The sequence below is a fragment of the Pseudomonas sp. C6002 genome, from assembly GCF_013385805.1.
Lineage (GTDB): Bacteria > Pseudomonadota > Gammaproteobacteria > Pseudomonadales > Pseudomonadaceae > Aquipseudomonas.
Map to the genome: position 1 here is coordinate 31264 of NZ_JACAPH010000045.1, position 22338 is coordinate 53601.

Sequence of the window (22338 nt, forward strand, 5' to 3'; positions counted from 1 at the left end):
TCCGTTGTTTGTTTCCATGGATGGCCCCAAGGGTACTGGCAAAACCACATTGCTGGAGGCCGTAACAAAAGCGCTTAGGGCTGACAACAGAATGGTGATCCGGCTTTGCGAGAGAAAAAGCGATCCCTTCAGAAGTGAAACAATGACCCTCGTTAACAGACTCGCCAGGCATCCCGGCCTGGATCTGGAGTGGGAGGTTTGTGAACGCTTCGCTGATAGCCGCGCGTGGATTTCCCGGCACGTGCTGGCTAGACAGCCTCCAGGCAGCATCGTCCTGATCGACCGCTGGTACCCGTCTGATGCCGCGTTTCGCCGGGAAGTCCCGCTGGCAGAAATCCTGCAGTTGAACATTGATCGAAACGTGCAAGTGCCGGACCTGCATATCGGGGTCGTCACCGACCCTGATATTTCATGGGCACGGGCCGCGGCACGCCGACGTGGGCTGAGCAGTACCGTGATCCACACGCTGGCAGAACATGTCGCCTGTACCCAGGCGTTCGAGCGAGCGGTTGCGGATCACGGCTGGGTGTTATGCCGGAATGAAGGAACCATTGAGGGCGCAACACGGCAGGTGGTTGCCGAAATTTATAACGTCCTTGAGTCCTTCCAGTGTGATTGACCCGAGCCCTGTTCAGGCACTTGCCCCGTTGAACATGCTGACCAGGCTATAGGGTGCATCGTCACCAAACAGCAACTCGTGCAGTTCATTCCCCTCGGCAGCCATTTGCGCGCTGCGCGGGAACATGGCCTGTTCGTATTCGCCCAGGGCGGCTTCGACGTCATCAGGGTATGAGGCGATGGCCTTGCCGAGTTCGGCACCATCGTACATGGCCAGGTTGGCACCTTCGCCATTCGGGGCCGCAAGGTGTGCGGCATCACCGATCAGCGTTACGCCCGGCACCCGGTCCCAGCGGTGCTCAACCGGCAGCATAAAGAGCGGGCGCCATACCAGTTCGGTGTCACTGTCGGTGATCAGCGCCGTGAGGGCAGGGGACCAGCCTGCGAATTCCTGCGCGATCCGTGCCGCCGCCGTTGGCGTGTCGGTGAAATCGATGGCGGCAAACCAGCTTTGGGATTCGGTGAGCACTACGTAGGTGTGCAGCGTGGCGCTCGTCTCACGGTGCGCCTGGATCCCTTTTCCCGGTTGAAGTGCAAACATCGCACCGCCACCTACCGCCCTGGAGGTGGCCGGGTGCCGGGCGTCGCTGTCATACAGGTAGGTTTCGATCAACGAGCGGCCCATGTACTCGGGGGCAGCGTCGCTGAGCAGCGGCCGGACCTTTGACCAGGCTCCGTCCGCGCCAACCAGCAGGTGGGTGGCAACGCAAGTACCGTCGGCGAAGGTCACTTCGTGGCGACCCTCGCCGAGGGCGCGCACGCTCTTGACCTTGTGGCCCCAACGCACAGTACCGGCGGGCAGTGAATCGAGGAGCATCTTGCGCAGCTCGCCACGCATGACCTCGGGACGGCCGCCTGTGCCGTCGTCGGGTTGATCCAACAGAGTGGCACCCTGCCAATCAAGCACCCGAGTCGCCTCGCGACCTTTCAGGATAAGCGCGCGGAACTCGTCCGTCAGGCCCGCTGCCTGCAAGGCCAGTTGGCCGTTGTAGTCGTGGATATCAAGCATCCCGCCTTGGGCGCGTGCGGTTGCCGACGGCTCTGCTTCATAGACGGTGGCGGCAATACCGTGGACGTACAGCACGCGGGCCAGGATGAGACCGCCCAGGCCAGCACCGATGATTGTGACGGGGGTGTGCATAGGGTACCTGTTGAATGTGAGAAATCTTCCGGACTGTTTTTACGCTATTTTGTGGAAAAAATGGCCTGGTTCAAGGGCTTTACTTTCCGCAGGCGATTGAATATAAAGTTTGCTTCGGCGCACAACCGTTGTTGCGCCCCATGATGTTGACAGGAGGAAGCTATGTCACCGTTAAACGTGATGAAGTTCTAAACGATCAAACCGTCACCCCCTCGCTTGAAAACCTCGAAACACGCTGGTCTCAGCATTGGCAGCTCGAAGGCACGTATGCCTTTGACCACAGCGCCCAACGCGACGCTGTATTCTCCATCGACACGCCGCCACCGACAGCCTCAGGTTCGTTGCATGTTGGCCATGTCTTCAGCTACACCCACACCGATATCATCGCCCGGTTCCAGCGGATGCGCGGCAAGGCTGTGTTCTACCCCATGGGTTGGGACGACAATGGCTTGCCGACCGAACGCAGGGTCGAGAATTTCTACGGCGTACGTTGCGACTCGTTGGCCGCTTACCAGCCTGGCTTCAAACCCTCCGAGTCAATTCCATTAAAACGGGCTGACTTTGCCGTCATCAGTCGGCGCAACTTTATCGAGTTGTGCCATGAGCTGACGGCCATCGATGAGCAAGCGTTCCGTGCACTGTTCGTGCAACTGGGCTTGTCCGTTGATTGGAGTCTTTCATACGCCACCATTGATGAACGCTCCCAACGAGCCAGTCAGCGCGCGTTACTGCGTAACTACCAGCGTGGCGAACTGTATAGCCAGGAGGCTCCGTGTCTCTGGGATGTGACGTTCCAGACGGCCGTAGCCCAGGCAGAGCTTGAGGAGCGCGAGGTTGCGGGTGCGTATCACAAACTCGGCTTCGACGCGGCTGATGGTGCCGAACTGAAGATTGCTACGACTCGACCTGAGTTGCTGATGGCATGCGTGGCGCTGGTGGCTCACCCGGACGACGCTCGTTATCAGGCGAGGTTCGGGCAGACCGTGCGCGCGCCGATTTTTGACCTGGACGTTCCGCTGCTGGCCCACCCTTTGGGTGACCCCGGCAAGGGCACCGGGTTGGCGATGGTCTGCACCTTTGGCGATCTAACCGATGTGATTTGGTGGCGGGAGTTGCAGCTGCCCACACGGTCAGTCCTGGGAAAGGATGGGCGCCTGTTACTTGAGACGCCCTCCTGGTTGACGACTCCGCGCAGCCAACAGGCCTACGCAGGCCTGGCCGGCCGTACCCTGTCCCAGGTTCGTACGCAGCTCGTTTCGATGTTGCGTGACTGCGGCGCCATGCGAGATGAACCACGACCGATTAACCACGCGGTAAAGTTCTTCGAGAAAGGCGACCGGCCTTTGGAAATTCTCGCGACGCGGCAATGGTACTTGCGCAATGGCGGACGCGACGCGAGCCTGAGGGACGTGTTGCTCGACGCTGGCCAGGCGTTGGACTGGCATCCGCCGCACATGCTCAGGCGTTACGAGCATTGGGTAGGGGGGTTGAATGGAGACTGGCTAATCAGTCGCCAACGTACGTTCGGCGTGCCGATTCCGTTCTGGTATCGCCTGGACGCACAAGGCGAAGCCGAGCATGGCGCTCCGATTATCGCCAGTGAGGCAAGCCTGCCTGTTGATCCGGGCCTGGATACACCGCCTGGGTATCGACCCGAGCAGCGTGGTCAACCCAACGGGTTTATCGGTGAACAAGACATCATGGACACCTGGGCCACCAGTTCCCTGACGCCTCAGATTGCCGGCGGCTGGGGAGAGGACGATGGGTTGTTTGCCAAAATATACCCGATGGACCTCAGGCCCCAAGGTCACGACATAATCCGAACCTGGCTGTTCTCGACACTGGTACGCAGCCATTTTGAACACGGTTGCGCGCCATGGCGCAACGTCGCGCTTTCCGGGTGGATCCTTGATCCTGATCGCAAGAAAATGTCCAAGTCCAAGGGGAATGTGGTCACCCCTCAAGCCTTGCTCGACCAGTATGGAAGTGACGGCGTGCGCTATTGGGCTGCCTCGGCGCGGCTCGGCAGTGACACAGCCTTTGAAGAGCAGCAGATGAAAATCGGCCGCCGCCTGGCCGTCAAGCTGTTCAATCTTTCGAGGTTGGTTCAAGGCTTTGCGAAGGATGACACCGGGGATATCGACCAGCCGCTGGATCAAGCCATGCTTGAACGCTTGGGTGGCGTAGTCCAGGACGCTACCGCCGCGCTGGAGGCCTATGACTACAGCGGGGCGTTGTCGCGTATCGAAGGATTCTTCTGGTGGTTTTGCGATGACTACGTCGAATTGGTCAAACGTCGTGCCTATCGACCCGACGGCTACTCGGCGCGTAATGCATTGGCACATGCGCTGAGCGTGCAGCAGCGACTGTTTGCGCCATTTCTGCCCTTTGTGTGTGAGGAGGTCTGGCAATCCTGGAATTGCAGCTCAGTGCACAAGGCGCCCTGGCCGCAAGGGGGCGCTTGCCCTGACGCGGCTGTTGAACAGTTATTGATGAGCCTGAGCAGCGTGCTGTCTGCAATTCGCAAAGCAAAGTCTGACGCCAGCCAATCCATGAAGGCTCCGGTAGCACGTGTTGAGCTGGTCGACAGCGCCGCGCAACTTGAACGGATAAAAGGCGTCAGCCAAGACCTGATAGAAGCGGGGCAGGTCGAGGCCTTGGTGTTTATAGAGGGCGCGGAGCGGCAGGTCGATGTCTGGCTGACGTAACGTGGAGTGGTGCCGACCGCCTCAGTGACACCCACTGGGGCGGGCCGGACCACGCATCAGCCTGCGCCAATCGAGCCACACCGGGACAATTGAGAGTACGAGCAGAAGCGAATAGGAATAGGCAAGCCTCATAGATGATCCGGCATAGGTCGCCAGCGGTGGCTTGGCTACCATTAGCACTCAATAACCGAGAGGAATTTCCATGAGCACTCGCAAAACCCTGTTCATCACCGGCATCAGCAGCGGCTTTGGCAAGGCCCTCGCGACCGAGGCGCTGGCTGCAGGCCACCGTGTCATTGGTACCGTTCGCAACGAAGCCGCGCTGCAAACGTACGAGGCATTATCAGCGGAGCGTGCTCATGGCGTGATCCTGGATGTCACCGACTTTGAGCGGATCGACAGCGTCGTTGCCGAGATCGAGACCCGCTACGGCCCGGTGGATGTCCTGGTGAACAACGCAGGTTACGGCCATGAGGGCATTTTCGAAGAGTCGCCGCTGGAAGAAATGCGTCGTCAGTTCGACGTCAACGTGTTCGGCGCCGTTGCCGTGACCAAGGCGTTTGTGCCGTACTTCCGCCAGCGCCGCAGCGGGCACATCATCAACATCACGTCCATGGGCGGCACCATCACGATGCCGGGTATCGCCTACTACTGCGCCAGCAAGTTCGCGCTGGAAGGCATCTCCGACACCCTGAGCAAAGAACTCAAGCCATTCAACATTTTTGTCACCGCTGTGGCGCCAGGCTCATTTCGCACCGATTGGGCCGGCCGCTCGATGCAGCGTACGCCCCGCAGCATCGCCGACTACGATGCCAGCTTTGATCCGGTACGCCAGGCGCGCGAAGCGAAAAGCGGCCACCAGTTGGGGGACCCGCAAAAAGCTGCGCAAGCCATGCTGCAGTTGATCGCCAGCGACAACCCACCGGCCCACCTGCTGCTCGGCAGCGATGCGATAGGCTTTGTGCGCGAAAAGCTGACGCAATCCCTGCGTGACATCGACCAATGGGAAGCACTGACACGCTCTACGGATGGTCACGCTTCGTGAAACCGCAAGAGGGGCCTATGAATCATTTTGCCGCGCGAACCCGGCGCATGGTCCAACTGATGGAGCAGTTGGCCCCCCTGGAGGGCTACAACCTGAGCGCACTGGAAGACATACGCTTTCTGCGCTCCAATCGCCCGCTGACCCGCACGCCAGTGCTCTACGAGCCTGGCATCGTCATCCTGTGCCAGGGGCGCAAGCTCGGCTATCTGGGCGACGAGGTCTACCTTTACGACGCCCAGCACTACCTGGTGGTGTCTGTGCCAGTGCCTTTCACCATGGAAACCGACGCCAGCGAAGAGGAACCGATGCTGGCGGTATACATGCGCCTGGATTTCAAACTCGCTGGCGAACTGATCCTGGAAATTGACGAAAAATCCGGTCCGACCCACGAACGTCCCAAAGGCATGTATTCCTCGCCGATGGACGAGATGTTGCGCGAGTCCACACTGCGCTTTCTCGAAGCGATGAGCCATCCGGTCGACGGGCCGATCCTCGGCCCGTCGCTGGTGCGCGAGATTTACTACCGGATCATCGCAGGTGAACAAGGAGGGTCCATGCGGGCGGCCCTTGGCAAGCAAGGCCATTTCGCAAAGGTGACCCGCGCCATTCGCAAGATACACAGCTGTTACCAGGAGCGGCTGGACGTCGAGTGCCTGGCCCAGGAGGCAAGTATGAGCGTACCCAGCTTTCATCTGCACTTTCGAACAGTCACCGACTCCTCACCCATGCAGTACCTGAAATCGACTCGTCTGCACCAGGCAAGGTTGTTGATGCTCCGCGACGACATGTCGGCCTCATCTGCGGCTTTTAACGTGGGCTATGAAAGCGCATCGCAGTTCAGCCGAGAGTTCAAGCGCTACTTCGGCCGCACACCCCATGCTGAAGTCGAATGGATGAAAGCAACCTATTCGCTGCCCGCGCCGGCGCAGCCTTCTGTCTATGTGTCTTCGCACTGACCTGACAGCCAGGGCGCTGGCCCGTATCTGATTTTTCTGCATATGCCAATTTGACAGGCTGCTGTTATTTTTTATTCTTTCCTAACCTATGCTCCCCTCATGCAAAGTCCGCCTCCAGCGATGGCTTTCCATTGCTCATCAACCGCCAGGCTGAATGGCCTTTATTCGCATGGAGCATGCAATGGGTGTAAATCAGAACCCACATTTCGGTCTGATTGGGCAGATGTTCAAAAGTGACTACAGTTGGCTTTGCACGCGGGTAAGCCGGGCCATGGGGTGCGCCCATGGGGCTCAGGACATTGCATCGGAGACCTTCCTGCGGGTACTGGCATTGCCCGACCCTTCGCAAATCCGCGAGCCGCGGGCGTTGCTGACCACCATCGCGCGGCGCCTGATGTATGAGGGCTGGCGTCGCCAGGACCTGGAACGTGCCTACCTGGAAGCATTGGCCCAGGCGCCGATGATGGTGCACCCGTCGCCCGAGGAGCGTTTGCTGTTGATCGAGACGCTACTGGAAGTCGACCGCTTGCTCGACGGTTTGTCGGCCAAGGCCAAGGCGGCGTTTTTGTATCACCAGCTGGACGGTTTGACCTATGCGCAGATTGCCGAGCGCCTGCAGGTCTCGGTCAGCCGGGTTCAGCAATACATGGCCGATGCGTTCAAGCGCTGTTACCTGGCGATGACACAGCCATGAGCCACAGCGCGCCGGATGAGGCGATCATCGACGAGGCAGCACAGTGGATGGCGTTGCTGCAATCCGGGCACGCCAGTGCTCAGGAGCACCAGGCGTTCCGTCGCTGGAGTGAGGGCGACCCACGGCGTGCCGAAATCTTCAACATGATGGGCGGCGTTCCGGCCGTGCTGAACAATGACGAACTGCGCCGCATGCCCCGCGACAGCCTGTTGCACACCCTCAACGCACCGTCGGGCCGCCGGCGCTTCTTGCGCAATACCCTGGCGCTGGTTGGCGTTGTGTCGTTTGGAAGTCTGATCACGCGGCTGTCCGACAGCTGGTTGCCGTTGGGCGCTTTGCGCACCGGTACGGGCGAGCGCCTGAACCTCACGCTGGAGGATGGCAGTGCATTGACCCTGGATGCGCGCAGCAAGGTGCTGACGCATTTCGATGCTCGGCAACGGCTGTTGCAGTTGCTCGACGGCAAGCTGCTGGTGGACGTTTTCAAGGACAGTCTCAGACCGTTTATCGTCGAGACCGAACACGGCCGCATGCGCGCGTTGGGTACGCGGTTTCTGGTACAGCAGGGCGAGGATCGAACCCAAATCACGATGCTGCATTCCCAAGTGGAAATCACCACGCGCGACGGCGCTGTGCAGGTGATCAGTGCCGGCCAGAAAGCCACGTTCAATGCCCATGGCATCCTCGACCTGGAAACCGCCAGCGGCGGCGAGGCCTCGTGGACCCAAGGCTTGCTGGAAGTGCGTGACCGCTCATTGGGTGAAGTGGTGCAAGCCCTGCGTGACTACCGGCGCGGCATCATCCGCGTCAGCCCCGAGGCGGCGAGCCTGAGGCTGAGCGGGATTTTCCCGCTGGACGACAGCCAGGGCGCCCTGCAATTGCTGGCCAAATCCTTGCCGGTGCAGATCGATTATCACAGCCCTTATTGGGTCAGTATCGAGCGCCGATAAAAATAATTGTCCCAGCCCTATAAAACCCCCGCCACTGTTGCACAACCCAATACAGGCCAGGGTGTATCTGCCTGGGAGTGTTGTTTCGGGCCGTTATAAACCCATGCTTTTTTAGCCTAACGGCCGCCTATAAAAAACCCCGATCTGTTGTTCAACCCATCAACGGCATATCAATGATGGGAACCTCAACCATGCAACGCAAACCTCTCAGTCGCGCATCTCTGGCGGCACTGTCTCTGACGATTGGCCTGACTTTGGCGGGACATGGCACGGCGGTGCTGGCACAGCCGCTGTCCGCGATATCGACCGCCCAGACTTTTGATTTTGATATCGCCAGCGGCCCCCTCGACCAAGCGCTGTTGACCCTGTCGCGCAGCAGCGGGCAGATCATTTCCTTCCAGCAAGACCTTGTGCAAGGCCTGACCAGCGCGCCGGTGCGGGGCACCTTCACCACCGAGCAAGCGCTGCGACAGGCACTACACGGTGCAGCCCTCGACGCCGTGCCCAGTGGCGACGGCGGTTGGACCCTGCGCCGGGCGGCCAAGCCACCTGCAGCGGCGGTCAAGGCGGCGCCCACGGCGGCGAAAGTCCCGGGCGATGTAGCGTTGGAAAAGGTCGTGGTCACGGGGTCACGCATTGCCCGTGCCCAGGTTGAAGGTCCGTCGCCGGTCACGGTCATCACCGCTGACGAAGTCACCCGCAGGGGCTACAAAAACGTCTACGACGCCATCGCTTCGCAAACCCAGAACACCGGCATGACCCAGGGCGAAGACTACGGCAACACCTTCCAACCGGCCGCCAGTGCCCTCAACCTGCGAGGGCTGGGGCCGAACCACACGCTGGTGCTGATCAACGGCAGGCGCGTGGCCGACTACCCCACGGCGTACGACGGCGCGGTCAACTTCACCAACCTTGCGAACATCCCGGCGGTGATGATCGAGCGTATCGAGATCCTCAGCAGCGGCGCCTCGGCGGTGTATGGCTCCGACGCGATTGCCGGGGTGGTGAACATCATCCTCAAAGACAAAATCAGCGGCGTGGACGTCAATCTGCGTGGTGGCGCCGCCGAGCGTGGCGGCGGAGACAACCAGCGCCTGCAGATCAGCGGCGGCGACACCTGGGGCGATTTTGACGGGGTATTCGGCCTGGAGCTGACCCAGCGCCAACCGATCTGGGCCAACCAGCGCGGCTTTATGAGCGACGGCCCGGCCAAGGATGTGGGCTACCGCCGTAACCTCGACAGCGGCGCCTACCTCGGCCCCGGCTGCGGTGCCTACGGCGGTATCTACAACGGCAAGCTCGGTGGCAGCAGCACCCGCTGCACCACCAACCAGTACTACAACGATTACTGGACCTTGCAGGCGCAAAAGGAAAACTATGATGGCTACACGCGCGGCACCTGGCATTTCAGCGACACCGGCAAAGTGTTTGCCGACTTGATGTTTGGCTTTGATCACACGCAGAACAACACGCGCGGCCCAAGCTTCACCTCGCCGGACTTTATCAACCGCAACACCGGCAACCTGGAGCGCTGGTCACGCAACTTTTCCAGCGAGGAAATCGGTGGCAAGACCAGCAACAACAGCAAATGGCGCGAAGTGTCCTGGACCGGCACCCTGGGCCTGGAAGACAAGTTCACCAACAGTGATTGGGGTTATCAGATTGCGGCGAACCGCTCCGAGTACACCAGCGACCGCACCACCCGCTACACGCCTTTGAGCGGCATCCGCGATTACTACCTCGGGCCGCAACTGGGCACACAGGACGGGCACCCGGTCTTCGCGCCAGACCCTTCGCGGCTGGACCAGCCGCTGACTCCGGAGCAGTGGGATCAGTTTCGCGGCAACCTGGTGCAGAAGAGTAAATCGGTTTCCCAAACCTTCAGCGCCAACATCAACGGCGACCTGTTCGAGCTGCCCGCCGGGCCGGTGGGCTTTGCCGGTGTGACCGAAGTGGGGCGGCAATCCTACAGCGTCGATGTCGACGACCAACTCAATGACGGCACGTTTTACAACACCACGCCGGCCTCCAATTCAGGCGGTTCGCGTGACCGCTACGCCGCGGGTGGCGAGCTGAGCATTCCCGTTACCGACACCTTGCTCGCCTCGGCGGCCGGGCGCTGGGACCAATACAAATTCAGTGGCCGCACCGAGCAACAAAAAACCTACAACCTGGGCCTGGAATGGCGCCCGGTGACCAGCCTGCTGTTTCGTGGCAGCTACGGCACCAGCTTTCGCGCACCCGACCTCAACTACCTCTACCAGGCCGCGACCAATGGCTACACGCCTGACCAGATCGACTATTACGGTTGCAGCAAGGGCGTAGAAGGGGCGTGTGACCGGGGCCGCGTGGATTACACCCAGACCGGTAATTCGGACCTCGCCTCCGAGCGTGGCAAGTCCTGGACGTATGGCTTTGTCTGGTCGCCCTCGCATCAGTTTGATTTCTCCGCCGACTTCTGGCGCGTCGAAATCAAGGACCTGTTGACCACCGTCGACATCAACCGCTTGCTGCAACAGGAAAACCAGTGCCGCAACGGCCAGCTTGATGCGACCACTTGCGCCGACGTCCTGGCACGCATCCAGCGCAATGCCAGCACGGCGGCAGTGGACCCGAACGTGCTGCAACGGGTGCAGGTCAATGCGATCAACGCCGCCAGCGAGCGGGTCAGCGGCCTGGACCTCAAGAGTAATATTCGCTGGGGCGCAGGCCAGTACGGCGCGTTCAGTTCGGCGATTGGCTACAGCCTGGTGCTGTCCCACTACCTCAAGGAATCGGACGATGCGCAAACCCAGAACCTGCGCTCCAGCACCGACAACCACGACTGGCGCAGCAAGGTCAACGCGAGCCTGACCTGGGACTACCAGCACCTCACCACCACGCTGACCGGCATTCGCTACGGCAGCGTGACCAATGGCGCCGGCGATGGGCGCCTGTCGCCCTGGACCACCTTCAACGCCAGCGCCCGTTACCAGGTGAACGAGCAGGCGAGTGTCGGCCTGACCGTCAACAACCTGCTCAATCAGGTCAAGCACGATGACTCCGCCGGCTGGCCGTATTACCCCAGCGGCAACTACGACCCCTATGGCCGCCAGGTCTGGCTGGACGTGAGTTACCACTTCGGCAAGTAGCGCATAAGCACATGCGCTAACGGTCTAACCGGTGCTCTATAAAAACCCTGGCGTCGACGCACAACCCTGCATAAGTGAGCCTTCAGTGTTTTTGGAAAAGGAGTTGAGTTTGTGAGCCTGTTTCGCTTCATGGTGTGGGCGCTGCTGGCGGGGCTTTGGGCCCCGTCACTGCTCGCTCAACCGACGCACGCTTTGACGGTATACGGCGAAGCGCCCAAGTACCCGGCCAACTTCAAACACCTGGATTACGTCAACCCGAACGCGCCCAAGGGCGGCAGTTTTCGTCGTTCGTCGATGGAAGGCGGGGCGTTTGATCACCTGATCCCGTATGTCGACAAAGGCACCGGCATCACCCAGATCCAGGGTTGGCTCTACAGCCCGTTGGCGTACCGTTCGCAGGATGAGCCGTACACCGTGTACGGGCTGGTCGCGCAAGGCATGGAGCTGGCAGATGACCATTCATGGCTGCGTTTCTACCTCAATCCCAAGGCGCGGTTTGCCGATGGCACGCCCATCACCGCGCAGGACGTGGCCTACACCTTCAAGCTGTTCACCACCGAAGGCAGCCTGGCGTATCGCCAAAGCTTTGCCGATGTGGACCAGGTGCTGGTGGAATCGCCGACCCAAGTGCGGTTCACCTTCAAAAGCGCCGACAATCGCACCTTGCCCCTGGACCTCGCTTCACTGCCGGTGCTGCCGGAACATTGGTGGCAGGGACGCAATTTCGCCAGCGGCGGCGGCTTTGAACCGCCGGTGGGCAGCGGCCCGTACCGTATCAGCAGCGTGGACAACGGCCGCAGTGTCACCTTCGAACGGGTCAAGGATTGGTGGGGGCGAGACCTGCCGGTGACGCAGGGGCAGTACAACTTCGACACCCTGCGGCTTGAGTTTTTTGCCGACGGCGACGTGTCGCGCCAGATCCTGCAAGCCCAGGGTTACGACTTCAATCGCGAATTTTCCGCCACCAGTTATTCGGTGGGCTACGACGGCGAGGCTTTGCGCGACGGTCGTCTGCAACGTGAACAACTGGCACCGAATGCCGTGCAGGGCACCCAGGGCTTTGTGTTCAACCTGCAAAAACCGCAGTTCCAGGACCGCCGCGTGCGCGAGGCGCTGAGCCTGTTGTGGGATTTCGACTGGAGCAACCGGCAGATGATGCACAGCCTGTACCTGCGCCAGCGCAGCTTCTTTTCCCGCAGCGCATTGGCGGCCACCCAGCTGCCGGATGCCCAGGAGCTGGCCATTCTGGAACCCTGGCGCGGGCAAGTGCCGGAGGAGGTGTTCACCCAGGTCTACCAGCCGCCGCGCACCGATGGCAGCGGGCGCATTCGGCCGCAGCAGGCGCAAGCGCTGAAGTTACTGGCCGAGGCGGGCTGGACCCCGCGCGGCGACCAGTTGGTTAACGCCGAGGGCACGCCGTTGCAGTTCACCTTCCTGAATGCCCAGAAAGGCTTCGAACGTTTGCTGCTGCCCTACAAACGCAACCTGGCGCAGATCGGCATCGGCTTCACGATCCGCATGATCGACTCGGCCCAATACGCCAACCGCGTGCGCGCACGGGACTACGACATGATCGTCAACGGCTACCCGGTCAGCCCATCGCCGGGCCGCGAGCTGACCAACTACTTCGGTTCCGAGAGTGCCGATGACCCTGGCTCCAACAATTACATGGCACTGCGCAACCCGGCGGTGGACGCCTTGATCGATGGCCTTGTCCGCGCCAACGACCGCCCGACCATGGTGCGCTACGCCCATGCCCTCGACCGCGTGTTGCAGTGGGGCTTCTACTGGATTCCCAACTATTACCCGCCGGGCTCGTCCTCGCTGTGGTGGAACCGTTTTGGTCGGCCCCGCACAGCGCCGCTCAATGACGTGGGCATCGACACCTGGTGGGAAGTGAGCCCGACACCGCTGACCACCGCACAGATGCGTCAACTGACTGAGGCTTCCCAACATGCTGGCCTATAGCGCGCGCCGTTTATTGCTGATCGTACCAACGCTGGTGTGCATCCTGCTGGTCAACTTTTTTATCGTGCAAGCCGCCCCGGGTGGCCCGGTTGAGCAAGCCATCGCGCGCTTGCAAGGCATCGGCAGCCAAGCGTCGGTGGCCGGCACACGGGTGGAAACCGGCAGCAATGAATCGCGCACAACTCGTGGCCTGGACCCCGCGCTGGTGGCCGATATCGAGCGCCAATACGGCTTCGACAAGCCCCTTGGCGCGCGGCTGTGGTTGATGCTCAGCAGCTACGCGCGGCTGGATTTTGGCGATAGCTTCTTCCGCGGCGCCAAGGTCACCGACCTGATCCTGCAAAAACTGCCGGTGACTTTGTCCCTGGGCTTCTGGGCCACGCTGATCAGTTACCTGGTGTCGATCCCGCTGGGCATCCGCAAGGCCGTGCGCCATGGCAGCCGCTTCGATGTGTGGAGCAGTGCGGCGGTCATTATCGGCCACGCCATGCCGGCGTTCCTGTTCGCCTTGCTGCTGATCGTGGTATTCGGCGGCGGTAGCCTGTTGAACTGGTTTCCGGTGCGCGGCCTGGTCTCGGAGAACTTTGCCAGCCTGTCATGGGCGGGCAAGGTCGTGGACTACTTCTGGCACCTTGTCTTGCCGGTATCGGCGCTGGTGATTGGCGGCTTTGCCACACTGACCATCCTCACCAAAAACAGCTTCCTCGACGAGATCAGCCGCCAGTACGTAGTGACCGCGCGGGCCAAGGGCTTCAGCGAAAAACAGGTGCTGTACAAACACGTGTTTCGCAACGCCATGCTGCTGATCGTGGTTGGCCTGCCCCAGGCGCTCACCGCGATGTTGTTCGGCGGCTCGTTGCTGATTGAAGTGATTTTCTCCCTCGACGGCCTCGGTCGCCTGAGCTACGAAGCGGCAGTGGCACGGGACTATCCCGTGGTCTTCGGCACGCTGTTTATCTTTACCCTGGTCGGGTTGGTCATCAAGTTGCTGGGCGACCTGTGCTACCGCCTGCTGGACCCCCGGCTGGATTTTTCCGCGAGGTCGCATTGATGCCGGTTTTTACTCCGATTACCCGTCGCCGCTGGCTGCACTTCAAGCGCAATCGCCGCGGCTGGTGGTCGCTGTGGATGTTCCTGGCGCTGTTCGCCGTATGCCTGGGTGCCGAACTGCTGGCCAACGACAAGCCTCTGGTGATGGCGTACCAGGGCTCACTGTATTTCCCGGCCTTCGAGCGCTACACCGAGCAGGATTTCGGCGGCACGTTGGCGTTTCAGCCGGATTACCGTGACCCTTACGTGCATGAACTGATTGAAGGGCAGGGCGGCTGGATGCTGTTTGCGCCTATTCCGTTCAGCTACGACACGGTCAACTACGACCTCACGACCCCTTCGCCGGCGCCGCCCAGCGCGAGCAACTGGCTCGGCACCGATGATCAAGCCCGGGATGTATTGGCGCGGGTGATTTTCGGCACCCGGATATCGCTGTTATTTGCCTTGGCACTGACCGTGGTGAGCACTTTGATCGGGGTCGCCGCCGGCGCGCTGCAAGGCTATTACGCCGGTTGGGTCGACCTGTTGGGGCAGCGCCTGATCGAGATCTGGTCGGGGCTACCGGTCCTGTACTTGCTGATCATCTTGTCCGGGTTTGTCGAACCGGGTTTCTGGTGGCTGCTGGGGATCATGGCGCTGTTTTCCTGGCTGACCCTGGTGGATGTGGTGCGCGCCGAGTTCCTGCGCGGGCGCAACCTGGAGTACGTGAAGGCCGCGCGAGCCCTGGGTGTGGGCGATGTTCAGGTGATGTTGCGGCACATTCTGCCCAACGCGCTGACTGCCACCTTGACCTACTTGCCGTTCATTTTGACCGGGGCCATTTCGACCCTCACCGCCCTGGATTTTCTTGGCTTCGGCATGCCCACGGGCAGTGCGTCCCTGGGTGAGTTGATCGGCCAGGGAAAAAACAACCTGCAAGCCCCGTGGCTGGCGCTGACCGCGTTTTTTACGTTGGCGTTGATCCTGTCCCTGTTGGTGTTTATCGGCGAAGCCTGCCGCGACGCCTTCGACCCCCGATCCTGATAAGCGAGCTGTGCCGTGACTGACGCGTTGATTGAAATTCGTAACCTGAAAGTGGCGTTCGACGGGCACAAAGCGGTGCGTGGCATCGACCTGGATATTCACCCGGGCGAGTGCCTGGCGCTGGTGGGCGAGTCGGGCTCCGGCAAATCGGTGACCGCCCACTCGATCCTGCAATTGCTGCCGCCCCACACCACGCGTACCCAGGGCAGTATTCGCTACCAGGGCGAAGAGCTGCTCGGCGCGCGGCCGGAGCGTTTAAGGCAGATTCGCGGCGATCGCATCGCGATGATCTTTCAGGAGCCGATGACCTCGCTCAACCCGCTGTACAGCGTCGAACGGCAGTTGTCCGAAACCCTGCTGCTGCACAAAGGCCTGGGCGGTGCGGCGGCGCGTGAGCGCGTGTTGGAGTTGCTCGAACTGGTGGGCATCCAGCACCCGCGCCAGCGCCTGGCAGCGTACCCGCATCAGCTCTCCGGCGGGCAGCGCCAGCGGGTGATGATCGCCATGGCCCTGGCTTGCGAACCGCTGCTGTTGATCGCCGACGAGCCCACCACGGCCCTGGACGTGACCGTGCAGCGACGCATTCTTGCGCTGCTCAAAGACCTGCAGCAACGCCTGGGCATGGCGCTGCTGTTGATCAGCCACGACCTCAACGTGGTGCGCAGCATCGCCCAGCGCGTGGCGGTGATGCGCGCCGGCCAGATCGTCGAACAGGCCGACTGCCAGGCACTGTTTGCCGCGCCGCAGCACGCCTACAGCCGGCAGTTGCTCGAGGCCGAGCCCGAGGGCAGGGCGGTGGTGCGTGAGACGGCGGACAACCTGCTGGAAGTGGACAACCTCAAGGTCTGGTTCCCGCAAGGCGGCCTGCTGCGGCGCAAACCGCCGATCAAGGCGGTGGACGGCATCGACCTGCGCCTGCAACGTGGCAAAACCTTGGGCATTGTTGGCGAATCCGGCTCGGGCAAATCCACCCTTGGCCAGGCGATCCTGCGGTTGATCGACGCCCAAGGCAGCATTCGCTTCCAGGGCCAGGCCCTCGACGCGCTCAAAGGCAAGGCCCTGCGTCCCTGGCGGCGCAAACTACAGGTGGTGTTTCAAGACCCGTTCGGCAGCCTCAGTCCGCGCATGAGCGTGCAGCAAATCATCGAAGAAGGCCTGCGCGTACACACGGACCTCAATGCTTGCGCGCGCGAAGCTCAAGTGATTGCCGTGTTGCGCGACGTCGGACTCGACCCCGATACGCGCCATCGCTTCCCCCACGAATTCTCCGGCGGCCAGCGCCAACGCATCGCGATCGCCCGCGCACTGGTGATCAAGCCGGATTTGATATTGCTCGACGAACCCACCTCAGCCCTCGACCGCACCGTGCAAAAGCAGGTGGTGAGCTTGCTGCGCAGGTTGCAGGAGGAGCATGGGCTGACCTACTTGTTTATCAGCCACGACCTGGCGGTGGTAAGGGCGTTGGCTCACGACTTGATCGTGGTGAAGGATGGCGTGGTGGTGGAGGCGGGGAGTACCGAGCAATTGTTCGACGCGCCGGAGCATGCCTATACGCGGGATTTGCTGGTAGCGTCGTCGTTGAGGAATCGCGAGTAGTACAGCCTAGTGGGTGCTGATCTCACGCTTTACCGTCTGCAGTGCTTCTGCCAACAACCAGTCCCGGAACCTCGTCAGTTTGGGCAGGCTGGCGCACTCAGGCCGATAAATGACGTAGTAGGCCAGCTCCGATGGAACACTGATCTCTGGGAACAGCCTCACCAAGCGTCCGCTTGCCAGATCGTCGTGCGCCATGACGCTGCGGGCTAGCGCAACACCATGCCCCTCAACCGCAGCTTGCAACACGGCGGCAGAATTGTTGATTTGCATGCCTCGCAGGGAGAGGGAGTCCTTCGATCCGGCTTTCTGCATCCAGGTTTCCCAGCTCGGAAAGCCGGTATGGCTATCCATCGACAGGTCGTGAATCAACGTCTCCTGTGCCAGGTCACTGGTTTTTTGCAAACGCGAATGCTCGCGCAACAGTTGTGGCGAGCACACCGGATACACCTCTTCGTCCATCAGCTTCTCGGCGGTCAGCCCCGGCCAACGCCCCGTGCCATAACGCACGCCGATATCGATCCGCTGGGCGACGAAATCCACCGGCTTGAGGTTGGTATCCAGACGCACGTCTGTTTCGGGGCACACCGCCTGAAAGCGGTCGATACGAGGCAAAAGCCATTTGGCGGCAAAAGCCGGGCTGACGGCCACGGTCAGTACGCCGCTGATCGAGCCTTCGCTAAGTCGTTCCATCCCCAGCGCCAGCCTGTCGAAACCTGCCCGGATGTCTGGCAATGCACGCTCAGCCGCCTCAGTAGGTACAAGGCGTGCCCGACCGCTGCTACCGCGCACAAACAGCGGGCTACCCAGCCAGTCTTCCAGCGTACGGACCAACTGACCGACAGCGGCGGGTGTGACATTGAGTTCGACCGCCGCCGAAGAAAAGCTCTGATGGCGGGCGCTGGCCTCGAAAGCACGCAGGGCGTTGAGATGGACGGGCGATTTCATATCGATAAAGTTTTTCTTTCTGGGGCTGACACTTTATCTCGTTTGTCTGCGGGCCGGAAGAGGAGAAAAATCGCCTCCATGCCGACTGTTGATCTGTTTGATGGGTGAGCGCATAGGCATGAGAGTGCCGTTGGAAACAATAGTTTTTCTTCCATTCAAGTCCTGCCTGGCGGCGGGCGCACAGAGAGATTTTCAAGATGAGCAATCAATTCAAGGGCAAGAAGCTGTTGGTCGTCGGTGGCACCAGCGGCATGGGCCTGCAGACGGCGCGCACCGTACTGGCCGAAGGCGGCAGCGTAGTCATCGTGGGCAACCGCCCGGAAAAAACCGAAGCAGCCCGCCGGGAATTGGCTGAACTGGGCCAGGTATGGGCACTGACCGCCGACCTGGCCAACGACGCCGCCGTCGCTTCGCTGATCAAAACCCTGGACGAACAGCATTCGGATATCGACCTGCTGGTCAACGCCGCTGGCGTGTTCTTCCCCAAGCCATTCCTGGAGCATTCGGAAGCCGATTACGCCCAGTACATGTCGATCAACAAAGCGACCTTCTTCATCACGCAAAAGGTTGCCGCCAACCTGGTCGCCAAGAACCGCCCGGGCGCGATCGTGAACATTGGTTCGATGTGGGGCAAGCAGGCGATCGCGGCCACACCGTCGTCGGCCTACTCGATGGCCAAGGCGGGTCTGCACTCGCTGACCCAGCACCTGGCGATGGAACTGGGCAGCAAGAACATCCGTGTTAACGCGGTGTCGCCTGCCGTGGTGCAGACCCCTATCTACGAAGGCTTCATTCCAAAAGCCGAAGTACACAGTGCGCTGCAAGGCTTCAACAGCTTCCACCCGATTGGCCGTGTGGGCACGCCTCAGGATGTCGCCGAAGTGGTTGCCTTCCTCCTCTCGGACAAGGCGGGCTGGGTTACTGGCGCCGTCTGGGACGTCGATGGCGGTGTCATGGCTGGCCGTAACTGACCTGCGCCGCTGACGCACTGAGTTCTTTGCCAGGCGTGCCCCCACACAAGGCTTCAATCTGTTTTTGGAGAAAGACCATGATGCAAGACTGGAATGGCTACCGCGACGCCCTGATGGAGCGCGTGGGCGACTACGCCAAACAAAACCCCGACGTAATGCGCGGCCTGATGATGATCGACAATTCGGCGGTCAAGACGGGGCATCTGGAACCGAAGATCCACGAGCTGATCGCATTGGCGGTGGCTGTGACCACGCGCTGCGACGGGTGTATTTCCGTTCACACCAAGAAGGCGGTGGAGCACGGTGCCACGCTTGAAGAAATCACCGAAGCCCTCGGTGTGGCGATTGCCCTGAACGCGGGTGCTGCGCTGACGTACTCGGCACGCGTCGTCGAGGCCTATCAACAGCTGCCCAGTCAGTAAGCCCTATCAATAAGCACCGACCACCCACGGACGGGTTGGCCGGTGTCTTTGTCCCCGCTTGGATAACCCTCATGCTGATCAATGCCGATTTCACTCGCCGCGCCATCGTGGCGTCCCAGCAGTGTCAATGGGTGGCTTCGCCCCAGGATGGCGTCGAGCGCGTGATGCTGGACCGCGTGGGCGCGGAACAAGCCCGTGCCACCAGCCTTGTGCGGTATGCCCCTGACTCCCGTTTCCCTCGCCACCCCCATCCCGGGGGAGAGGAGATTCTCGTGTTGTCGGGGACCTTCTCCGACGGAAGTGGGGACTACCCGGCGGGTTGGTATTTGCGCAATCCCCCCGGGTCCAGCCATCAACCCTCCAGCGCCGGGGGCGCCGTCATTTTCGTCAAGCTTCAGCAGATGCAGGGACGCGAGCAGCGCCATGTGCGCATTGATACCCGTGACCCTGCCGCGTGGCGTCGGGAGGGCCGGCGCGAGGTTTGCACGCTGTTCCGTGATGAAACGGAGCAGGTCTGTCTGCAACGTCTGGCACCGCATGACGCGATTTTCGAGACGCTGCCTGATGGCGCTGAACTGCTGGTGCTGGCGGGCAACGTGACGCTGGATGGAAAGGCATACGAGTGCGGCAGTTGGGTGCGCCTGCCTGCTGGTGAGTCTGCGAATCTCTACGCTGGCGACCAAGGCGCCACCCTGTACCTCAAAACGGGCCACCTGGCCGATGTGGCGGCAGAGGAATGAGCAAGCACACGGTACGCATTGCTATCGTTGGTGCCGGTTTGAGCGGCCTGTACGCCGCCTACCTGCTGGAACGCCAGGGCATAACCGATTATGTGTTGCTGGAGGGGAGGGAAGCCCTCGGCGGCCGTATTGCGTCCATCGACGCCACCGGCCAGGCCGTTACCCACATTGGCGCGAACACCGACGGCATCGACCGCTTCGACCTGGGCCCTACCTGGTTCTGGCCTGGCTACCAACACGAGCTTGGCCGGCTGGTGGAGGCCTTGGGCCTGGAGCAGTTTGAGCAGTTCGAGGAGGGCGACATGATGGTGGAGCGCTCACCCGAGGAGCCTGCTGTGCGCATGCATGGCTACGTGAACTCGCCCGCGTCCATGCGCCTGGCCGGTGGCATGGGGCGCTTGACCGAAGCCCTGCGAGATAAGCTCGCCCCGGCAAACATCATCACCGGCCACACGGTGCGCCGACTTCGCAAACACCACGGCTGTATCGAGCTTGAGAGCGAAAACGCCGCAGGCCATGTCAGTGCCTGGCAGGCCGAGCATGTCTTGCTGGCGCTGCCGCCTCGACTGGTCGAAAGCACCATCGCATTCGAACCGGCCTTGCCTGCATCGCTGGCCCTGCAGTGGCGTGAAACGGCGACGTGGATGGCACCTCAAGCCAAGTACGTCGCCATCTATGACACACCGTTCTGGCGGGAGCAGGGGTTGTCCGGTGAAGGCCGCAGTGCACGTGGGCCACTGGGTGAAATCCATGACGCCTCCATGCTGGGTGGCAGCGCAGCGCTGTTTGGCTTCCTGGGCGTGCCGGCGCGTGTACGCAGCACGGTCTCCGACGAGGTATTGCGCACGCACTGCCGTGCGCAACTGGTCCGGATGTTTGGCCCTCTGGCGGCGACGCTCAAGGCCGAAGCCATCAAGGACTGGGCGCAAGACCCGCTTACGGCCACTGCAGTCGATATAAATGCCGCGGCCCAGCATGCCCGAGCGCCCTCGGCCAAGGCAACTTCGGGACCCTGGCAAGGATGCCTGACAGGCATCGCCAGTGAGTGGTCGCCGCAGTTTTCCGGCTATTTGGCCGGGGCCGTCGAGGCCGCCGGCCTGGGCGTGAAGGCGTTGACTGAACATGCCAGTGCGGCTGCGTTGAATCCATCGAAGCGTTGACCTGAGATCGCAAGGCAAGACGGCACTCGTTGTTGTTTCGGCCTGACACTTCTCCGTTTTTTATCTTTTCAGGAGCCGAGGGCTATGAACGCTACATACCGTGCCATGCAAGTCACCCGACCGGGTTTTCTGGAGCTGGTTAACCGTCCAACAACTGCCCCTGGTAGTGGGCAGGTGCTGATTGCCGTGGAGGCCTGCGGCATCTGTGGTGCCGATATTGGCGACATCGAAGGGGCGGACCCTGCACTGCAGCCGCCGCGTGTGCCGGGTCATGAAGTGGTCGGCCGCATCGCCGCGCTGGGCGAGCACGTTCCATCGCTCTGGAAAGTCGGCCAGCGTGTGGGCGTGGGCCGCCTGGGCGGGCCTTGCGGCGAATGTGTACCGTGTCGCCAGGGGCACTTTCAGCTGTGCCAACACCAGCCCTTTGTCGGCGCTACTTGCGACGGTGGTTATGCCGAAATGATGCTGGCGCGAGCCTCCGGGTTGGTATCGATTCCTGACGAACTCCTTGCCGAGGAAGCCGCGCCGTTGCTTTGCGCCGGCATCGCCACGTTCAATGCGTTGAAGAAGTGCGGCGCGCAGGCGGGCGATACGGTTGCCATCTTTGGTATTGGCGGCCTGGGGCATATGGCCCTGCAGTATGCGCGCCGGATGGGGTTTCGCGTGGTTGCCATCGGGCGCGGCACTGATATCGCCGACGACGCATGGAACCTGGGAGCCCATGTCTACATCGACACCCATGAAGAAGACGCGGCGACGAAGCTCAAGGAAATGGGCGGCGCTCAGGCCATCGTGAGTACTATCAGCGCCCCTGCTACCGTATCGGCGCTCATGGCCGGGCTCGCACCACAAGGCCGTCTTGTTCTGCTTGGAGCGGGCAAAGATCCGTTGCCGGTGTCGACCGGCCACCTGGTCGTGGGTGAGCGCAGCCTGCTGGGTTCGATCACCGGCTCGCCCTACGAAAACGAAAGGACCCTGGATTTCAGCGTGCTGGCTGACGTACGCCCGAGGATCGAAGTGATGCCCTTCGAACAGGCCAATGAAGCCTACCAACGGATGAAGTCCGGCGACGTCAAATTCCGCATGGTATTGAGCATCGCAGGTGAGCACGCCGCTGCGCGCATTGACCCGTGATGACGACCTTGCTGTCGGTACTCGACACCCATGAAGAACCATGATCTCAACACTGCCCCAACAGACTGCCGATGCCGACGGCTGAA

18 protein-coding genes are annotated in these 22338 nt (G+C 61.4%); 16 read left to right on the forward strand and 2 right to left on the reverse strand.

Translation table 11 applies throughout. From position 1 onward, the window contains the following. Positions 1-16: 16 nt before the first annotated feature. On the forward strand, positions 17-619 hold the full coding sequence (locus tag HX817_RS28955) for a dTMP kinase (RefSeq protein WP_177042145.1): 603 nt from the start codon (positions 17-19) through the stop codon (positions 617-619). 12 nt (positions 620-631) lie between these two features. Here the strand turns inward: HX817_RS28955 and HX817_RS28960 are convergent, their stop codons facing one another. Beyond that, positions 632-1759, reverse strand: a complete 1128-nt coding sequence (locus HX817_RS28960; RefSeq protein WP_177042022.1) for an NAD(P)/FAD-dependent oxidoreductase — start codon at positions 1757-1759, stop codon at positions 632-634. A gap of 140 nt (positions 1760-1899) precedes the next feature. On the opposite strand from HX817_RS28960, the gene valS reads away from it, so the two are divergent. The 10 genes from valS (at position 1900) to HX817_RS29010 (ending at position 16880) form a co-directional block, all read left to right on the forward strand. Then, positions 1900-4467, forward strand: a complete 2568-nt coding sequence (valS, locus tag HX817_RS28965) for a valine--tRNA ligase (RefSeq protein ID WP_177042024.1) — start codon at positions 1900-1902, stop codon at positions 4465-4467. Positions 4468-4669: 202 nt separating this feature from the next. Beyond that, complete coding sequence (locus HX817_RS28970) at positions 4670-5512, forward strand: oxidoreductase (protein WP_177042026.1); 843 nt, start codon at positions 4670-4672, stop codon at positions 5510-5512. A 17-nt stretch (positions 5513-5529) separates the two neighbouring features. Then, positions 5530-6468 (forward strand): AraC family transcriptional regulator, encoded by a 939-nt coding sequence (locus HX817_RS28975; protein WP_003217685.1) that lies wholly within the window; start codon positions 5530-5532, stop codon positions 6466-6468. Between the two features lie 181 nt (positions 6469-6649). After that, positions 6650-7162: a sigma-70 family RNA polymerase sigma factor gene (locus tag HX817_RS28980; RefSeq protein ID WP_003217684.1), complete on the forward strand. Its 513-nt coding sequence runs from the start codon at positions 6650-6652 to the stop codon at positions 7160-7162. Beyond that, on the forward strand, positions 7159-8112 hold the full coding sequence (locus HX817_RS28985) for a FecR domain-containing protein (RefSeq protein ID WP_003217682.1): 954 nt from the start codon (positions 7159-7161) through the stop codon (positions 8110-8112). Before HX817_RS28980 ends, HX817_RS28985 begins: the two co-directional genes overlap by 4 nt. Before the next feature lie 191 nt (positions 8113-8303). After that, positions 8304-11243, forward strand: a complete 2940-nt coding sequence (locus HX817_RS28990) for a TonB-dependent receptor (RefSeq protein WP_177042028.1) — start codon at positions 8304-8306, stop codon at positions 11241-11243. Between the two features lie 129 nt (positions 11244-11372). Beyond that, positions 11373-13211: an extracellular solute-binding protein gene (locus tag HX817_RS28995; RefSeq protein ID WP_177042147.1), complete on the forward strand. Its 1839-nt coding sequence runs from the start codon at positions 11373-11375 to the stop codon at positions 13209-13211. Then, complete coding sequence (locus tag HX817_RS29000; protein ID WP_008433386.1) at positions 13198-14262, forward strand: microcin C ABC transporter permease YejB; 1065 nt, start codon at positions 13198-13200, stop codon at positions 14260-14262. Before HX817_RS28995 ends, HX817_RS29000 begins: the two co-directional genes overlap by 14 nt. Next, the gene (locus HX817_RS29005; RefSeq protein ID WP_177042030.1) at positions 14262-15284 is read left to right on the forward strand and encodes an ABC transporter permease; all 1023 of its coding nucleotides are present in this window, start codon (positions 14262-14264) and stop codon (positions 15282-15284) included. The genes HX817_RS29000 and HX817_RS29005 overlap by 1 nt, the downstream gene beginning before the upstream one ends. A 15-nt stretch (positions 15285-15299) precedes the next feature. Next, the gene (locus HX817_RS29010; protein ID WP_177042032.1) at positions 15300-16880 is read left to right on the forward strand and encodes an ABC transporter ATP-binding protein; all 1581 of its coding nucleotides are present in this window, start codon (positions 15300-15302) and stop codon (positions 16878-16880) included. Positions 16881-16886: 6 nt separating this feature from the next. Here HX817_RS29010 and gcvA read toward each other — a convergent pair whose 3' ends face one another. Beyond that, positions 16887-17825, reverse strand: a complete 939-nt coding sequence (gene gcvA / locus HX817_RS29015; protein WP_177042034.1) for a transcriptional regulator GcvA — start codon at positions 17823-17825, stop codon at positions 16887-16889. Between the two features lie 197 nt (positions 17826-18022). Between gcvA and HX817_RS29020 the strand changes: the two genes are divergently transcribed. The 5 genes from HX817_RS29020 (at position 18023) to HX817_RS29040 (ending at position 22252) form a co-directional block, all read left to right on the forward strand. Further along, positions 18023-18796: an SDR family NAD(P)-dependent oxidoreductase gene (locus tag HX817_RS29020; RefSeq protein ID WP_177042036.1), complete on the forward strand. Its 774-nt coding sequence runs from the start codon at positions 18023-18025 to the stop codon at positions 18794-18796. 80 nt (positions 18797-18876) lie between these two features. Continuing rightward, positions 18877-19218: a carboxymuconolactone decarboxylase family protein gene (locus tag HX817_RS29025; RefSeq protein WP_218172331.1), complete on the forward strand. Its 342-nt coding sequence runs from the start codon at positions 18877-18879 to the stop codon at positions 19216-19218. A 71-nt stretch (positions 19219-19289) separates the two neighbouring features. Continuing rightward, on the forward strand, positions 19290-19958 hold the full coding sequence (locus tag HX817_RS29030; protein WP_177042040.1) for a cupin domain-containing protein: 669 nt from the start codon (positions 19290-19292) through the stop codon (positions 19956-19958). Beyond that, complete coding sequence (locus tag HX817_RS29035; RefSeq protein WP_177042042.1) at positions 19955-21118, forward strand: FAD-dependent oxidoreductase; 1164 nt, start codon at positions 19955-19957, stop codon at positions 21116-21118. The genes HX817_RS29030 and HX817_RS29035 overlap by 4 nt, the downstream gene beginning before the upstream one ends. A gap of 84 nt (positions 21119-21202) precedes the next feature. Further along, positions 21203-22252, forward strand: coding sequence for an alcohol dehydrogenase (locus HX817_RS29040; RefSeq protein ID WP_177042044.1), 1050 nt, complete (start codon positions 21203-21205; stop codon positions 22250-22252). Positions 22253-22338: the final 86 nt, after the last annotated feature.

Bases quoted from the DNA above. Each gene is read 5' to 3' on its own strand.
- HX817_RS29020 (WP_177042036.1), top strand. From the start codon at position 18,023: ATGAGCAATCAATTCAAGGGCAAGAAGCTGTTGGTCGTCGGTGGCACC.
- valS (WP_177042024.1), top strand. From the start codon at position 1,900: ATGATGTTGACAGGAGGAAGCTATGTCACCGTTAAACGTGATGAAGTT.
- HX817_RS28970 (WP_177042026.1), top strand. From the start codon at position 4,670: ATGAGCACTCGCAAAACCCTGTTCATCACCGGCATCAGCAGCGGCTTT.
- HX817_RS28985 (WP_003217682.1), top strand. From the start codon at position 7,159: ATGAGCCACAGCGCGCCGGATGAGGCGATCATCGACGAGGCAGCACAG.
- HX817_RS28975 (WP_003217685.1), top strand. From the start codon at position 5,530: ATGAATCATTTTGCCGCGCGAACCCGGCGCATGGTCCAACTGATGGAG.
- HX817_RS29000 (WP_008433386.1), top strand. From the start codon at position 13,198: ATGCTGGCCTATAGCGCGCGCCGTTTATTGCTGATCGTACCAACGCTG.
- HX817_RS29025 (WP_218172331.1), top strand. From the start codon at position 18,877: ATGCAAGACTGGAATGGCTACCGCGACGCCCTGATGGAGCGCGTGGGC.
- HX817_RS28960 (WP_177042022.1), bottom strand. From the start codon at position 1,759: ATGCACACCCCCGTCACAATCATCGGTGCTGGCCTGGGCGGTCTCATC.
- HX817_RS28955 (WP_177042145.1), top strand. From the start codon at position 17: ATGGATGGCCCCAAGGGTACTGGCAAAACCACATTGCTGGAGGCCGTA.
- HX817_RS28990 (WP_177042028.1), top strand. From the start codon at position 8,304: ATGCAACGCAAACCTCTCAGTCGCGCATCTCTGGCGGCACTGTCTCTG.
- HX817_RS28980 (WP_003217684.1), top strand. From the start codon at position 6,650: ATGGGTGTAAATCAGAACCCACATTTCGGTCTGATTGGGCAGATGTTC.
- HX817_RS28995 (WP_177042147.1), top strand. From the start codon at position 11,373: ATGGTGTGGGCGCTGCTGGCGGGGCTTTGGGCCCCGTCACTGCTCGCT.
- HX817_RS29040 (WP_177042044.1), top strand. From the start codon at position 21,203: ATGAACGCTACATACCGTGCCATGCAAGTCACCCGACCGGGTTTTCTG.
- HX817_RS29030 (WP_177042040.1), top strand. From the start codon at position 19,290: ATGCTGATCAATGCCGATTTCACTCGCCGCGCCATCGTGGCGTCCCAG.
- HX817_RS29005 (WP_177042030.1), top strand. From the start codon at position 14,262: ATGCCGGTTTTTACTCCGATTACCCGTCGCCGCTGGCTGCACTTCAAG.
- HX817_RS29035 (WP_177042042.1), top strand. From the start codon at position 19,955: ATGAGCAAGCACACGGTACGCATTGCTATCGTTGGTGCCGGTTTGAGC.
- gcvA (WP_177042034.1), bottom strand. From the start codon at position 17,825: ATGAAATCGCCCGTCCATCTCAACGCCCTGCGTGCTTTCGAGGCCAGC.